The sequence below is a fragment of the Acidovorax sp. 56 genome (genome assembly GCF_002749705.1).
Taxonomy (GTDB): domain Bacteria; phylum Pseudomonadota; class Gammaproteobacteria; order Burkholderiales; family Burkholderiaceae_C; genus Acidovorax.
In genome coordinates, this window is the sequence record NZ_PEEV01000001.1 from 3,395,080 (window position 1) to 3,409,380 (window position 14,301).

Annotated in this window: 10 protein-coding genes; 2 read left to right on the plus strand and 8 right to left on the minus strand. The window is 61.7% G+C overall.

Annotation, left to right across the window (positions count from 1 at the left end):
* Positions 1-1,232: 1,232 nt before the first annotated feature.
* Positions 1,233-1,805: a Spy/CpxP family protein refolding chaperone gene (locus tag CLU88_RS15000; protein WP_099657274.1), complete on the minus strand. Its 573-nt coding sequence runs from the start codon at positions 1,803-1,805 to the stop codon at positions 1,233-1,235.
* Positions 1,806-2,443: 638 nt separating this feature from the next.
* Here CLU88_RS15000 and CLU88_RS15005 point away from each other — a divergent pair.
* Positions 2,444-3,520, plus strand: a complete 1,077-nt coding sequence (locus tag CLU88_RS15005; RefSeq protein ID WP_099657275.1) for a recombination-associated protein RdgC — start codon at positions 2,444-2,446, stop codon at positions 3,518-3,520.
* 73 nt (positions 3,521-3,593) lie between these two features.
* Here CLU88_RS15005 and CLU88_RS15010 read toward each other — a convergent pair whose 3' ends face one another.
* The 3 genes from CLU88_RS15010 to CLU88_RS15020 all read right to left on the minus strand — a co-directional run bounded on the left by CLU88_RS15010 (position 3,594) and on the right by CLU88_RS15020 (position 8,529).
* A complete protein-coding gene (locus CLU88_RS15010) occupies positions 3,594-4,712 on the minus strand; it encodes a glycerophosphodiester phosphodiesterase (RefSeq protein ID WP_099658913.1) in 1,119 nt (372 codons plus the stop codon).
* Positions 4,713-4,807: 95 nt separating this feature from the next.
* Positions 4,808-8,278: a DEAD/DEAH box helicase family protein gene (locus CLU88_RS15015; protein WP_099657276.1), complete on the minus strand. Its 3,471-nt coding sequence runs from the start codon at positions 8,276-8,278 to the stop codon at positions 4,808-4,810.
* On the minus strand, positions 8,275-8,529 hold the full coding sequence (locus CLU88_RS15020) for a helix-turn-helix domain-containing protein (protein WP_094289931.1): 255 nt from the start codon (positions 8,527-8,529) through the stop codon (positions 8,275-8,277). Before CLU88_RS15020 ends, CLU88_RS15015 begins: the two co-directional genes overlap by 4 nt.
* A 297-nt stretch (positions 8,530-8,826) precedes the next feature.
* Here CLU88_RS15020 and CLU88_RS15025 point away from each other — a divergent pair, with 297 nt between their 5' ends.
* Positions 8,827-10,236, plus strand: coding sequence for an ATP-binding protein (locus CLU88_RS15025; protein ID WP_233205483.1), 1,410 nt, complete (start codon positions 8,827-8,829; stop codon positions 10,234-10,236).
* Positions 10,237-10,455: 219 nt separating this feature from the next.
* On the opposite strand, the gene CLU88_RS15030 is transcribed toward CLU88_RS15025, so the two are convergent.
* The 4 genes from CLU88_RS15030 to CLU88_RS15045 all read right to left on the minus strand — a co-directional run bounded on the left by CLU88_RS15030 (position 10,456) and on the right by CLU88_RS15045 (position 14,108).
* A complete protein-coding gene (locus tag CLU88_RS15030) occupies positions 10,456-11,727 on the minus strand; it encodes a restriction endonuclease subunit S (RefSeq protein ID WP_099657278.1) in 1,272 nt (423 codons plus the stop codon).
* Positions 11,727-13,286 carry a class I SAM-dependent DNA methyltransferase gene (locus tag CLU88_RS15035; protein ID WP_099657279.1) on the minus strand — a complete coding sequence of 520 codons (1,560 nt, stop codon included), beginning with the start codon at positions 13,284-13,286 and terminating at the stop codon, positions 11,727-11,729. The genes CLU88_RS15030 and CLU88_RS15035 overlap by 1 nt, the downstream gene beginning before the upstream one ends.
* Before the next feature lie 148 nt (positions 13,287-13,434).
* On the minus strand, positions 13,435-13,908 hold the full coding sequence (cueR, locus tag CLU88_RS15040; protein WP_099657280.1) for a Cu(I)-responsive transcriptional regulator: 474 nt from the start codon (positions 13,906-13,908) through the stop codon (positions 13,435-13,437).
* Positions 13,905-14,108, minus strand: coding sequence for a heavy-metal-associated domain-containing protein (locus CLU88_RS15045; RefSeq protein ID WP_099657281.1), 204 nt, complete (start codon positions 14,106-14,108; stop codon positions 13,905-13,907). The genes cueR and CLU88_RS15045 overlap by 4 nt, the downstream gene beginning before the upstream one ends.
* Positions 14,109-14,301 lie beyond the last annotated feature (193 nt).

The following is a 14,301-nucleotide window of genomic DNA, read 5'->3' on the forward strand; positions in this document are numbered from 1 at the left end:
CCACACCCCGTTCACCAGGGGATGCATTCACTCCAGGTTTCGCTTTCGCCCTTGTCTTTGCTGAAACCGAAAGGGACTTGCCCGGACCCGGAGTTGTTCTTCTGTCTTCTTCTTAATTTCTTTATAAATACATAGTCGTAGTAGTAGAGCCCGGTGTTTTGTGTGGACAACTGCTTTTTTCCGTTGGCTGGCAAGCACTTGCGGCGCGGCAAACCCTGTGCGCCACCCGGTGTTTGTGCTGTCACGCCAACGGGGACAAACTGAGCGCATCGCCATTTGCTGTGGATAAGCGGGCACTTGTGCCAAAGCTATCCCCAGTCTTATGCAACGCCCTTTGTTTGGAAGGCGTTTTGTACAAAAAATGCCTCTAGCGCCCGCTCTATAAGCGCTAGCAGCTCATTTTTCAATAGCAAACCCCACACAAGCTGGCGTGGAGAGGGATGTATCCCAGGCGCGGATGCTTGGCCGTCAGCCCACGCAATCCCTGCTCACAACCTGCTCAAGGCCTTTGAAAGGCCGCACCAGGGGCCTTGGCGGGCGCCCGGCCAGGGGATGGGCTGCCCGGGCTTTGCAGCGCCCCTTCCACCGGCTTTGAGGCCCGGCATGGCGCCTGTGCCACCGTTTTGGCAGGCCAGGGGGCCTGAAGAGCGGTTTGCTCCACCCACCCCCGCCCCTTGGCCTGATTTGCAGCCTGCAGAGGGTCGGCGGAGGCCCTAACTGGCGGCGGAACATGGCCTTCGTTTTTTCAAAGGCCACTTCGGTGGCAAGCACCTTGCCATCCCCCCACCCGGTTTTGGCATCCGCGGCACCGGTTTGGGGCCCCAAGGATGTTCTTGGGTTGTTCTTTTAAAGTCTTATAGATAAATAGCAGTAGTAATAGAGCAAGCCCTTTTTTGTGGACAACTGTTTTTTCATCAATGCTGACAGCCACTTGCAGCGCAGACAACCCTGTGCCCCGGCCTGTATGGTTGGCATGCCTGACAGACAACAACTTTGGCGAAGCGGCTTTTTCTGTGGACAACCCCCCAGTTGCTCCTGAAAAAGCCACAGCGTTGTCCACAGGCGCTCAGGCCTGCCTGGCGAATCCAAGGGATGTCCTGCATAACTCCCTGCGGTCGGTGATAGCGCGGGTTATGCAGGGCATCCCTAGAGACCGGGCATGAAAAAACCCGCCCTCCTTGCGGAGGGCGGGTTTTCAAGCTGGGTTCCGATCGCCCGACAGGGCGGCCAGATCAGCGGGCGGGGCGGTCGTCCGGGCCGCCGCGTTTGCCGTGGTCGGGCCCGCCGTGGGGGCCGCCATGGCGCATGCCAGGGCCGGCGTGGCGGGCTTCGGTGTCAAAGGTCTTTTGCTGCTCTGGTGTCAGGGCGGTGTAGAACTTTTTGACCGCCTCGTCGCGGCGCTCGGCCTGGGCGGTGTGCTGGGCACGCAGCTCGCGCATGCGGTCGATGCGCTCGGGGGTGGTGAGCTTGTCCAGTTCCTTGGGGTCGGGACGGGCAGGACGCTCGCCCGGCTGCATGGCACTGGTGAAGGTCGTCCAGGCGCTTTCCTGGGCGGCGGTCAGTTTCAGCTTTTCCTTGAGTGCGGCCTGGCGCTTGGCCATGTGTTCTTCGTGGCGCTTTTGCATGTCGGGGCCGCCGGGGCGGCGGGCGGGGGCGTCTGCTGCTTTGGTGGCGGCAGCGGGTGGGGGCGGGGGGGTTTGCGCCAGGGCAGGCAGGGCCAGGGCGGCCAGGAAGGCGGCGGTGGCTGCGCTGGTGGCAGTGTGGGCGATGAAGCGGCGGGTGGCGTTACGGGTTGAGAAGGCCATGGTGTCAGTCCTTTCACATCGGTGAATTGGTCCACCGCAACGACCGTTGCAGCGGGTAAGAACCTGTTCAACGTCTTTTCGGGGATCGCATTGGAGTGCAATCGGGATGAGTGGATGCAACGGATGCGCCGCATGGGCTTGTGCCCATGCAAGCAGCCGGGGCATTCAATCGCCCGATTTCACTCCAACCCTTCGGGCAAGTGCCTTGCCGGGCGGTCTGCGGCGTTGCGGCGCTTGTGGATAGCCGAGCTATCCACTGCGCACCGCGCCTTGCATCCCATCCCGGTACGGTACTTGTGCGACCCCGAAAAGACGTTGAACAGGTTCTGCGGTCAGTGTGCGCCGCCCATGTATCGCGCCGGTGAGGGCGATTGAAGGCTTTGTAAAGTTGTGACAACCAATGGTTCGTTGCTGGTGGCCGTGGGTTATGCACAGCTTGTTCTCACCCCAATTCCAATCAAATATGCCGCTAGCGCAATATCTATAAGCGCTAGCAGCTATTAAATAAATAGCAAACGCTGCCACTGCACTGCAGCCCGCGTTGCGCTGTGTTGCAACCCGTGGGCTTGGCTTGCTCTGGTATGGGGCTGGCAGCGCGGACAATCACCCCCGTCAGACCAACGAAGCGAAGGATTTCCGTGTTCAAGAACTTGATCGTGTACCGCATTGCACCCGGCTGGCAGGCGGATTTGACGCAGGTGGAAGAGGCGTTGGCCAAGTCGCCCTTTATGGAGTGCGGCGCCACCCAGGAGCAGTCGCTGGGCTGGGTGCCCCCGCGCGGCGATCAGCACGGCGCGATGGCCGAGTCGGTGGGCGGGCAGTGGATCTTGCGCTTCATGGTCGAGTCCAAGGTGCTGCCCGGCTCGGTGCTCAACCGCAAGGTCAAAGAAAAAGCCGCCCGCATCGAGCAAGAAACCGGCCGCAAGCCCGGCAAGAAGGAAAGCAAGGAACTCAAGGACGAGGCCAAGCTGGATTTGCTGCCCATGGCCTTCACCAAGCAGGGCAGCATGTGGGTGTGGATCGACACCGAGTCGCGCCTGCTGGTGCTGGACACGGGCAGCCAGGGCCGCGCCGATGAGGTGGTGAGCCTGCTGGTCGAGTCGCTGCCGGGCTTGTCGGTGTCGCTGCTCAACACGCAAACCAGTCCGCAGGCCGCCATGGCGCACTGGTTGCTGGAGCAGGAGCCGCCCGTAGGCTTCAGCATCGACCGCGAGTGCGAACTCAAAAGCGCCGACGAATCCAAAGCCGTGGTGCGCTACGCGCGCCACCCGCTCGACATTGAAGAGGTGCAGCAGCACATCCAGCAAGGCAAGTTGCCCACCAAGCTGGCGCTGACCTGGGACGACCGCGTCTCCTTCATGCTGACCGAGGGGCTGCAGGTGCGCAAGCTGTCGTTTCTGGACACGGTGTTTGAAGGCACCAAGGCCGACGATGGCGGCTTTGACACCGATGTGGCCATTGCCACGGGCGAGCTGGTCAAGCTGATTCCCGACCTGATCGAAGCCCTGGGCGGCGAGGCCGAAAGCGGCGTGGCCAGCGCGGCCGAAGCCATTGTGGCGGGTGGGTCTGGCAGTGCCGGGGTTGCCGCCCCCGTCGCAGCGCCTGCAGCCCTGCGCCCTCAGCCTTCGGCCCCGGCCCGCAAGTCGGGCGGCGGCGTGGTCACCGGCCCGGCTACTGCGCCGGTGGATACCGATCCGGAATCTGCGCCGTTCTGAGCGCTGAGCGCTGGCAAAGGTCCTAAAAAAATGCCGAGGCTGACCTCGGCATTTTTTCTTTGAAGGCCTGCGCTTACTTCAGGCTGTCCACCGCCAGCCGGCCCACGCCCGAGTCGTCGGTGAAGAAGCCATCCACCCCGGCCTTGAGGAACACCTGAATCTCGCCCACGCTGTCGCCGCGCACCGTGTTGTCGGTGGTGGGCGCCTTTTTGTAGGCGGCGGGCAAGAAGGCGTTTTCGGGCCGCAGCGTCCAGATGTGCACCGCCAGGTTCAGCGCGTGCGCGTCCTTCACCAGCGCGGTAGGCGTGCCCAGGGCGCCGTCTTTCACGGGGATGACCAGGTCCTTGTGCGCACCCACCACATCGGCGTAGGTGGCAATCTCCTTGAGGCCCGCCGCCGTGGCCATGTCGGCATAGGTCTGGGTGTTGCCTGCCGCCGCAAAGTCGTAGGGGCGGCCGCTGCTCGACAGCAGCTGCACCAGGCGCACCGAGCTTTGCTTGCGCAGCGCCTTGAGGTTGGCCACTTCAAACGACTGCACGTACACCGGGGCGTCCTTGCTGTTCCAGCCGTTCTTCGCCAGCACCGCCAACAGTGCGGGTTCCAGCGGCTTGCCGATGGACTGAAAGAAGCTCGGGTGCTTGGTCTCTGGGATGACGCCAATGGTGCGGCCCTTGGCCGCAGACTGTGCCTTGGCCAGGTCGATCACTTCCTGCAGCGTGGGCACCTCGAACTGCCCGTTGTAAGCCACGTTGGCCGGGCGGATCGCCGGGATGCGCTCGCGCGCACGCAGCGTCTTGAGCTCGGCCAGGGTGAAGTCCTCCACAAACCAGCCGGTGATGGCGGTGCCGTCAATGGTCTTGGTGGTCTTGCGCGCCGCAAACTCAGGCCGGTCCACCACATCGGTGGTGGCCTCACGCACGCTGCCATCGGTGTTGAGGATGGCAATCGCGTTCTCGTGCCGCGCCACCAGCACCCCGTCTTGGGTGATGACCAGATCGGGCTCGATCAGGTTGGCGCCATCGTCAATCGCCTTTTGGTACGCCGCCAGCGTGTGCTCTGGCCGCAGCGCCGAGGCCCCCCGGTGCGCAATCACCGTGGGCACGGGCGGCCAGGCCGGGGTGTCGCTGCCGCCGCAGGCCATGGTCATGACCAGCGTGGCCGCCAGGGCCAGCAGGGTTTTGCGAACTTGCATGCGCTTCTCCTCATTTTTTGTGAAGCGGGCCATGCTGCAGCGGTTGTGTGAAAGGGGCGTGACTGCTGTGATAGGACTCGGTGGGCGTTGCCAGGCTATGCCGCCATAGGCAACTGCTCCAACTGGCTCAGTGCCTGAAACAGCGCCTCCACCTTGGACGTTTCAAACACCCCATCGGGCCCTTGGGCATGGATATCGGTGAACGGTGACTCATAGAGCCGAGCGGCGGGCATGGCCCCGTGTTCGGTCAGGTGCTGCACGACTTCCTCGATGAACTGCAACTGGCTGGCTGTAGCCTGCCCCGCGCCAATCAGGCTGGAGAAGGCCGCCATGGCGGCTTCACGGTCCAGCCCCACCAACGAGCGCACAAACACCGGCAGGCTGGTGTGCAGAGTGCGCGCACGCTCAATGTCGCCGTCGGTGCCGCCCGCTTCGTGCAGCAGGGCTTCCAGCTCTTGCAGGTCGGCAGCAGTCAGCGGTTGATTGCGCCGCAGCTTGTGCAGAGCCAGGCGGTCTTCGTGGGCACGCAGAAACACCTTGGCCTTTGCACGAAAGCGATCGAAGTCCACTGCATTGGCAACCAAGGGCAAATCCACTTCGGCGGTTTCACCAATGGCATCTTCAAAGTCGGTGTAGACCACCTTGCGGCCACTTTTTTCGATGAGCTTGATGAGGCTGCGTAGCTTGCGCCGCGCTTGCTCCAGCATGGGCAGTGTCACGTCCTGCCACCATTCTTCACCTGCCACGGCCTCAATCAGCAGCAGGTGTTCGCGCACGTTAGGCACGTTGGCCAGCTCCAGCAGGCTGCTGGCCAGTTGCTGTACCTTGGCTTGCAGCCGCGCCAGCGCTGGTTCGTTGCGCAGCAGGGCCAGTTGGGTGTTCAGCAGCAGGGCGTCAAATCGCTTGGCGTCTTCATCGTCATCGCGCACTGCGGTGGGCAGGCCCGACAAGTGCGCTGCCACCTCGGCCAGTTGCTCTGGTGTGGGGTGCATCCACGCGTCGGGCTGCGCCCAGGCCTCTACCCAGCGGCGCTGCGGGCGCACCACAAAGTTGTCGAGCGACATGCCAGCGACCATGCTGTGCAGCAGGGTCGCTGTGTCGTGGCGGATACCGGCTTCGGTCAGCACGGGTGATTGCTGCGCCTCTTCGGCCACGCCGTTGCTGGCCAGTCGCTTGTCCAGCACTTCAACCAGCTCCAGCCGCGCATTGAACAAGCGTTGCGATAGCGACTGCGCCAGCGCGCCCTCGCTGCCCTCCAGCTCCTGGCTGAAAAACTCCAGGTTCTGGCAGAAGTCGAAGATGAAAAAGTCTTTCTTGTCCTGCCCCGGCCCATACAGCTCTTTGCACAGCCGCGTGCCGCGCCCCACCATCTGCCAGAACTTGGCTTTGGAGCGCACGATCTTAAAAAACACCAGGTTCACCACCTCGGGCACGTCGATGCCCGTGTCCAGCATGTCCACCGAAATCGCGATGTGCGGGGCATCGTTCTTTTTGGAGAAGTCATCGATGAGCGACTGCACGTACTCGGTCTTGAAGGTGATGACCCGCGCAAACACGCCCCTGCGGTCGGGGTAGTTCGCATCGAAGCGCGCCTGGATGAACTCGGCGTGCTTCTGGTTTTTGGCAAAGATGATGGTTTTGCCCAGCCGGTCGCCGCCCGCCACCTTGTGGCCGCGCTCCATCAGCAGGGCCAGCATCTTGTCCACCGTGTCAGTGTTGAACAACCATTGGTTCACCGCCTCGGCGCTCACCTCGTCGGGGGCCTCGCCACCTTCTTCGTCCCACTCCAGTGCGTCCCACTGGTCCTTTTCGTCGTCGCTCAGCTCGTCATACCGAATGCCCTGGCGTTGGAATTTCAGCGGCACCGATACCGCTCGGGGCGGTGCAAGAAAGCCCTCGGCAATCGCGTCGTCCAAGCCATACGCATCGGTGGGCACGCCGCTTTCCAGGCCAAACAGGCTGTAGGTGTTGCGGTCGATTTCGTCCTTGGGCGTGGCCGTCAGGCCCACCAGCAGGGCGTCAAAGTAGCTGAAGATGGCGCGGTACTTTTGGTAGATGGAGCGGTGCGCCTCGTCCACCACAATCAGGTCAAAGTGCCCCACGCCAAAGCGGCGCTGGCCACCACCGGCACCCTCGTTGATGAGCCCCATCATCGTGGGGTAGGTGGACACGTACACCCGCCCCTCGGTAGCGCGGTCGGTCACCAGGTTCACCGGCGCAGCATCGGGCAGGTGGGCCTTGAAGGCATTCACCGCCTGGTTCACCAGCGCCACGCGGTCCGCCAAAAACAGCACGCGCTTGGCCCAGCCCGCGCGCATCAGCAAGTCCACCAGCGCAATCACCGTGCGGGTTTTGCCCGCGCCTGTGGCCATCACCACCAGCGCCTTGCGGTGCTGGTCGCGCTCAAAGGTTTCGGCAATGCGGCGGATGGCACGGTGCTGGTAGTGGCGCTCCACAATGCCCGCCGCAATCGGCAGGCTGGCCAGCGGCTTGCGCGTGGTGCGGCGCTGGTGCATCAGCTCCAGCTCGTCCTTGGTGTGAAAGCCTTGCACCGGGCGCGGCGGGCTGGTGGTGTCGTCCCACATCCAGTGCTCGTAGCCATTGGTGCCGTAGATCACGGGGCGGTGGCCGGTGCTTTTTGCCAGGCAGTCGGCATACAGACGGGCCTGCTGCTGGCCCTCTTGGGCGCTGCGGCGGGTGCGCTTGGCTTCCACAATGGCCAGGGGGATTTCGCCACTCCACAGCACATAGTCCACAAAGCCCTTGCCTTCGTTGTTGGGCATGCCTTGCACTGCAAACTCGCGGTCACGCGGCTGGTTTAGCGCCCAGCCGGCTTCTTTGAGCAGCAGGTCAATGAACAGGTCGCGCGTGGCGGCCTCGTTGTAGTCGTGTGCGGTGGCAGGCTGCGCCGCATTGGCGGCCTTGGCGGCGGCAATCTCGGCGCGGTAGTGGGCCAGTTCTGCGTCCAGCGCGGCATTGCGTGCGGCTGCCTCGCGCAGGGCCGCATCGCGCTCTGCCAGGGCTTGGGCTTGTTTGGCGAGGGCTTCTTGCGCTGCGGCCTGGGCGGTGCGGCTGGCGGCTTGCTCAGCGGCGGTGTTGACCGTCGCAGGCCTGGGCAGTAGGTCGGCGCGAAACTGCAACCCCGCCGCAGGCCGGTCACCCACGCGGCGCGCATAGTGCTGCGCCAGCCAAAAGGCCACATGGAACAGCTCGCGCAGCGCGGCCAGGGCATCTTGCGGTGGCACCGGGCGAGCGTGGTGCACAGCCTGGTTGCCCAGGCGGCGAATCACATCCATCTTGGCGTGCACCGCCGTGCCTACCAGTTGCTGAAAGCTGGGCTCGAACAAAAAGGCCGAAAGGTCTGCCTTGTACGGCATGCGCAGGCAGCCACCCCGGCCCCCTTCGGCCTGGTACAGCCAGGCCACGGCCAGCTCCAGCGTGCGGCGGGTATAAAAGCAGGCGGTGCGCGGGTCGGCATGGGCAGCGGCCTCGGCACGGCGGGCTTCGGCCAGCAGGTCGGGCCAGTCGGGTTGCAGGAAGGCGAAGTTCGATGGCACTGTGCTCATGCACTCTCTCCCTGTTCGTTGTTTGCGGGTGGTTTAGACCAACCCTCGATGTTTAGCGTTAACCCCAGCCCGCACACCAGCAAAACCAATTTTTGCAGCGAACAACTTTCTGGGTGGCTCTCTGCATCACGAATGAACGACGGGCTGACATTGCACACGGCGGCTGTTTGTGAACGTGTCATGCCTTGGCGCTTGCGTTCAGTGGCAAGGGCTTGGGCCAGTTGGGCAGAGTTGGTAGGCGTGAGGTTCATTTTTGTCCCTATGAGAGCAATTTCAGCACCAAGTCAGCTTTTTTGGTCGCTTTTGCTCTTATGAGGACACTTTAAGTGATGGGCTTGCTTCACAAGCCATGGGTAGTTTTTTTGTTGCGGAGGCTCACCCGGTGACAACGCTCAGTGCTTGTATCGGTTTCATGCAGGCTGCTGCCATACTGCGCTGTGGTCCCATCTCAAGAATTGGCGACCGAATATGCAATCTGGAAACTGTGGAGAGAGATGAACTTGCGAGACCAAAATTACTTGCGCAGTTTGGTACTTGAGTTTGCGGCCATGCCATCTGAAACGGGCTGGCTGGAGTTCAAGGAAAACAAGGCCGAACCGCAAGACATTGGCGAGTACATCTCTGCACTGGCCAACAGTGCTGCTTTGGAAGGCAGGGCCCATGCTTACATGCTTTGGGGCGTTGCCGACGACGGGCACGCCATCGTGGGTACGAGTTTTGACCCGCGAACTGCTCGGCAAGGTAACGAAGAGCTGGAAAGCTGGTTATTGCGGCTGTTGAGCCCGCGCATCGGCTTTCATTTCCATCGCATTGAGATCGATGGGCGTCCGGTCGTTTTGCTGGAGATTGATTCTGCGTTTCGACACCCAGTGAAATTTCAAGGGGTGGAGTACATCAGGGTCGGCACTTACAAGAAGCCACTCAAGGACTTTCCTGAAAAAGAGCGCACGTTATGGCGGATGCTGGACGCCACACCGTTCGAGATGTTGGCTGCCGCCGAGAAGCTCAGCGCCGATGAAGTTTTGAAACTCATCGACTACCCGGCATTTTTTGAGTTGCTGGACAAGCCAGTTCCCAATCACCGCGACGGCATGCTGGCCGGTTTGCAAGCCCATCGCTTGGTGGAACCCATGGGTGGCGGTCATTGGAGCATCTTCAATCTTGGGGCACTGCTATTTGCCAAGCGCTTGGCTGACTTTCCGCGCCTGCAACGTAAGGCGGTGCGCGTGGTGGTTTACGAAGGGACCGGGCGCGTCAAAACCCTGCGTGAGCAAGAAGGCATGCGCGGCTACGCGGCGGGCTTTGAAGGGTTGGTGGGATTTGTGAACAACCTGTTGCCCATCAATGAGGTGATTGGGCAAGCATTGCGCAAATCGGTGCGCATGTACCCCGAATTGGCCATTCGTGAATTGGTTGCCAATGCACTGATCCATCAAGACCTGAGCGTGTCAGGCAGCGGCCCCATGGTCGAAATTTTTGATGACCGCATGGAAATCACTAACCCCGGCAAGCCGCTCATGGAGCCCCACCGCATGCTCGATCACCCGCCCCGGTCGCGCAATGAGAGCCTGGCCTCCATCATGCGATTGGTGGGCATTTGTGAGGAGCGCGGCAGCGGTGTGGACAAGGTGGTGTCTGAGGCCGAGCTGTACCAACTCCCTGCCCCTGCGTTTGACGTGGTGGGCGAATCCACTCGCGCCACCCTGTTTGCTCCCCGCCCCCTGGCGGGCATGGATCGGGAGGACAGGGTGCGCGCCGTTTATCTGCACGCTTGCCTGCGCTATGTGCAGCGTGAATACATGACCAACACCACGCTGCGCCAGCGCTTTGGTATCGACCCCAAAAACAGCGCCATCGCCTCCCGGTTGCTCAAGGATGCGCTGGCGGCTGGCGTCATCCGCCTGGAGGATGAAGCTGCGGCGCCCAAGCTGCGCCGCTATGTGCCGCACTGGGCCTGATTTGTTTGATGGGTATTTGATGAAAGGGCGTCACCGAAGCGCTTTTTTCAAAAATTCCCTTTATTGACAACAGGTTAGCAAAAGCTGCTTATTTGACGGGTACTTGATGGAGGTGCCCATTGCTCGTCCGGAGCGCTGGGCGTGTTTCGCCTGCTGCTGTCCCCGCCCAACACTAAAAAGGCCAAGCTTTGGTGCCCTCACGGATGAGGGTACCACCGGCTAAGTCATTGAATCCATTGGGAAGTTCAGGGATTTTCCCTTTCCCCCAGGTCGTGGTCGTTCCTCACAACTGCCCCGCAAACGCCCGCTGCTGCAGCGAGGCAAACAGCGCATCCAGCGCGGCCAGGGCGCGGCGGTGGGTGGTTTTGAGGGCTTCGATGGAGGCGATGCGGGTGGCGAAGGTTTGTTGGAGGGGGAGGGGGGGAGCGGTACCAGCAACTCTTCTGCTTGGGCTTTTGTAATTGCTTCGCGCGTGGCGCCTGCACCACCAATCTGAAGCAAGGCGCGTTTCATGGTTTCGGATAAAAGCATGCGCTCCAAAAAAACACCATTCAAAGCAGCCTTTGGCCGAACAATCATTACGTGTTGATTCACGCGTGCGGGCAGCACATCAGCTGGCGCCCTACAAACTCTCGCAACAGAAGCCCCAGTGATATTCAAAAGCACATCGCCTTCGGCAACCTGAACGTTTGATAGCTTGGCTGCCTGCACTTCGTCGATGTATGCCAAGTTCTTGTACTTGAAATTACCGTCGTGGACGTTGAGGCTCCGTATGAGTGAAATGCCTTCAGTTTTGTAGGCTGCATCTCCACCTGAAGGTGTCGATCCACTCCCCATTTTCGAGGTCAGCTTTCCAAGTTTTTCGAGTTGCCACCCCTTCGGATTCGCCACCGGGTCCCCAAACATATCGAGAAAGAGGGACTGGGTGAGGCTGTCGAGCAGGGTCAGGGCGGTGCGGCGTTGGGTTCGGAGGGTTTCGGCTTGGTCGAGGATGGCGGCGATGCGGCGTTGTTCTTCTAGCGAGGGCAAGTAGATCGGAGCAGATCGAATGTCTGACTGCGTGATGTTTGTCATAGACCCGCTTGACCCACCTGCACACTGAAAGAAATGTGCCGAGGCGGAAGGCGATCTCAAAGCGCGCACGAGATAGCGCGCATCGACTGCAGACTCGTCGGGGAGTAGCTTCAGCAGCTTGTCTGAAAGCAGCAAGTGAGGGTAGTCGCCATGCACCATGACCGGTGCGCCCACCAGTTCACGCGTGTTCGCTCGGGAAATCAGGATGTCCCCATTCATGGGGCGTGGACAGTCCTTGGGGTCGTAGCTAGGCGGCAGTGCCTTGTTTTCATTGGGGCGGAATGAGCCCCAAGTCACTGCGCTGACTTTGAGAATGCCGAGTTCGTTGTCCTGCGCTGGCCGCTCAAGCGTTTGCACGCTTTTGCCGGAAACGATGCCACGTAGAACGCTGCCAACAGTTGTCAAAGACGGGGGCATCACAACATCCCCTCCAACACCCCCATCCCCCGCGCAATCTCGCCCTCCAACACCCGCAGCTCCGCCAGGATCTCCCCCGGTGCCCGGTGCTGCACTTGCGCGTGCACCACTTCCTTGTAGCGGTTGATGCTCAGGTCATAGCCGTTGGCCTCGATGTCGGCCTTGGGCACGCAAAAGCTTTGCGCGGTGCGGGGGCGGTCGCGTTCGGTGCCGTTGCGCTGCGCCCAGCGGGTCAGCACATCGGGCAGGTTATTTTTGGCGTGCTCTGCTTCTGATAGCTGCTCGCGCTTGTCCAGTAAGGGCTGGAGGCCTAAAAGGCTTGTATCCAGCAGGGACTGGCGTTTGTCGTCCAGGCTCCAGCCGTCGGCCTGCATGTCATAGAACCACACGTGGTCGGTGCCGCCGCTCATGGTTTTGGTGAACAGCAAGATGGCGGTGCTGACGCCCGCGTAGGGCTTGAACACGCCGCCGGGCAGGCTGATGACGGCGTCCAACTTTTGCTCTTCGACCAGCTTGCGGCGGAGTTCTTTGTGCGCTTTGCTGCTGCCAAAGAGCACGCCGTCGGGCACGATGACCGCCGCCCGCCCGCCGGTTTTGAGCAGGCGCAAAAACAGGGCCAAAAACAGCAGCTCGGTCTTTTTGGTTTTGACGGTTTGCTGCAAGTCCTTGGCGGTGTTTTCGTAGTCCAGGCTGCCCGCAAAGGGCGGGTTGGCCAGGATGAGGCTGTAGGCCTCGGCGTCGCCCGCCGCGCCTTCGGCCAGCGAGTCGCGGTATTCGATGGCGGGGTGCTCTACGCCGTGCAGCACCATGTTCATGCTGCCAATGCGCAGCATGGTGTTGTCGAAGTCATACCCGTGGAACATGCCGTTGTGGAAGTGCGCGTTTTGCGCGGGCACGCGCAGCATGTCGGGGTGGGTGCGGCGCAGGTATTCGCCTGCGGCGACCAAGAAGCCGCAGGTACCGCTGGCCGGGTCACAGATGGTGTCTTGCGGTGTGGGGGCCGTGAGGGCCACCATCAAATCAATGATGTGGCGCGGGGTGCGGAACTGGCCGTTTTGCCCGGCAGAGGCGATTTTGCCGAGCATGTATTCGTACAGGTCGCCTTTGGTGTCGCGGTCGTCCAGGGGGATGGTGTCGAGCAAATCAACTGCTTTGGCTAGCAATCCCGCCTTGGATATTGTGAAACGCGCATCGCGCATGTGGTGAGCAAATGCGGTTTTCGCTGCGGGGCTGTCTGAGGTGTGTAGCTCGCGCAGGAAGGGGAAGACCTGGTTGCTGAGCACGTCGAACATCTCGGCCGGGGCCATGTTTTTGAAGCGGGACCAGCGCATGTTGTCGTGCGGGCGGCCTTGCGCATCGGTGCCCGTGGGGATGAGGCGCACGGGCTGGGTTTTGAGGCGCAGGGCCTTGTTGTCTTCGCGGGTCTGGTCGCTGTCGAGGGCGCGCAGGAAGAGCAGGTAGGTGATCTGCTCGATGACTTCGATGGGGTTGGCGATGCCGCCGGACCAGAAGGCGTTCCAGACTTGATCGACTTTGTTGCGCAGGTCACCGGTGAGCATGGGGCAGTCTTTGGGGCTATGGGAAAGCCTGTGAGTCTGCCATGCACGGTGTGGTGGTTGTGGGAAATGGCGCTGATTTTTTGAGTGTTTTTGGCCTCTAGCGCTTATTTAATAAGCGCTGGCAGCTATGAATTAAATAGCAATTCACTCACCGCTGATGCCTGCCAGCCATGGCACCCAGACCGCCTCCGGCCAGGTCGTCCAGGATGGGGCAGTCGGGCCGGTCGTCGCCGTGGCAGCAGCCCACCAGGGTTTGCAGGGTGCGCTGCATGGCCTGCATTTGGGCGATGCGTTCGGTGAGCTGGGCGATGTGGGTTTGTGCAATGCGTTTGACCTGGGCGCTGGTGCGGCTGCGGTCTTGCCACAGGGCCACCAGGGTGGCGATTTCCTCCATGGAAAAGCCCAGGTCGCGCGCGCGGCGGATGAAGTGCAGGGTGTGTACATCGGCCTCGGTGTATTGGCGGTAACCGCTTTCGGTGCGGGCCACGCCTTGCAGCAGGCCCAGCGATTCGTAGTGGCGCACCATGCGGGCCGACACGCCCGCCAACCGTGCGGCTTCGCTGATGGGCACGGGCCAGACTGGTGGCGCGGTGGGGGCCCGCCGGGCGGTGGGGGTGGTCATGCGGCGACTGGGTAGCCTTCTTCCGCAATGGCGGCGGCCAGGGGTTCGCGTGCGGCGGTGGTTTGCACCTGCACTTGGCCGCTGGCGCGGTCGATCTGCACGGTGGCAGCAGGGTCGACTTGCTGGATGGCCTGGGTCACGGCGCGTTCGCAGTGGCCGCAGGTCATGCCTTGGACTTGGAAGGTTTGGGTGGTGGGCATGGTGTGCTCCTGGGTAAACGTGAAATGAGGATGAAAGGGGCGAAACGGTGTGGAACCGATCTGGGCGCCATCATGAACCTTCACATGGTGGCAGGGTCAAGCGGTTGTTTTGCCTGGGTCGAAAAAAGGTTGAAAAAGAGGGTTGATATGGCGCAAGCCTTGACCTTCACATGGCGTCAAGGATTACTGTCTG

Excerpts from the sequence above, each read along its gene's own strand:
- CLU88_RS15030 (WP_099657278.1), bottom strand. The coding sequence starts at position 11,727 with ATGCCCCCGTCTTTGACAACTGTTGGCAGCGTTCTACGTGGCATCGTT.
- cueR (WP_099657280.1), bottom strand. The coding sequence starts at position 13,908 with ATGACCACCCCCACCGCCCGGCGGGCCCCCACCGCGCCACCAGTCTGG.
- CLU88_RS15045 (WP_099657281.1), bottom strand. The coding sequence starts at position 14,108 with ATGCCCACCACCCAAACCTTCCAAGTCCAAGGCATGACCTGCGGCCAC.
- CLU88_RS15020 (WP_094289931.1), bottom strand. The coding sequence starts at position 8,529 with ATGAACCTCACGCCTACCAACTCTGCCCAACTGGCCCAAGCCCTTGCC.
- CLU88_RS15015 (WP_099657276.1), bottom strand. The coding sequence starts at position 8,278 with ATGAGCACAGTGCCATCGAACTTCGCCTTCCTGCAACCCGACTGGCCC.
- CLU88_RS15010 (WP_099658913.1), bottom strand. The coding sequence starts at position 4,712 with ATGCAAGTTCGCAAAACCCTGCTGGCCCTGGCGGCCACGCTGGTCATG.
- CLU88_RS15000 (WP_099657274.1), bottom strand. The coding sequence starts at position 1,805 with ATGGCCTTCTCAACCCGTAACGCCACCCGCCGCTTCATCGCCCACACT.
- CLU88_RS15025 (WP_233205483.1), top strand. The coding sequence starts at position 8,827 with ATGCCATCTGAAACGGGCTGGCTGGAGTTCAAGGAAAACAAGGCCGAA.
- CLU88_RS15035 (WP_099657279.1), bottom strand. The coding sequence starts at position 13,286 with ATGCTCACCGGTGACCTGCGCAACAAAGTCGATCAAGTCTGGAACGCC.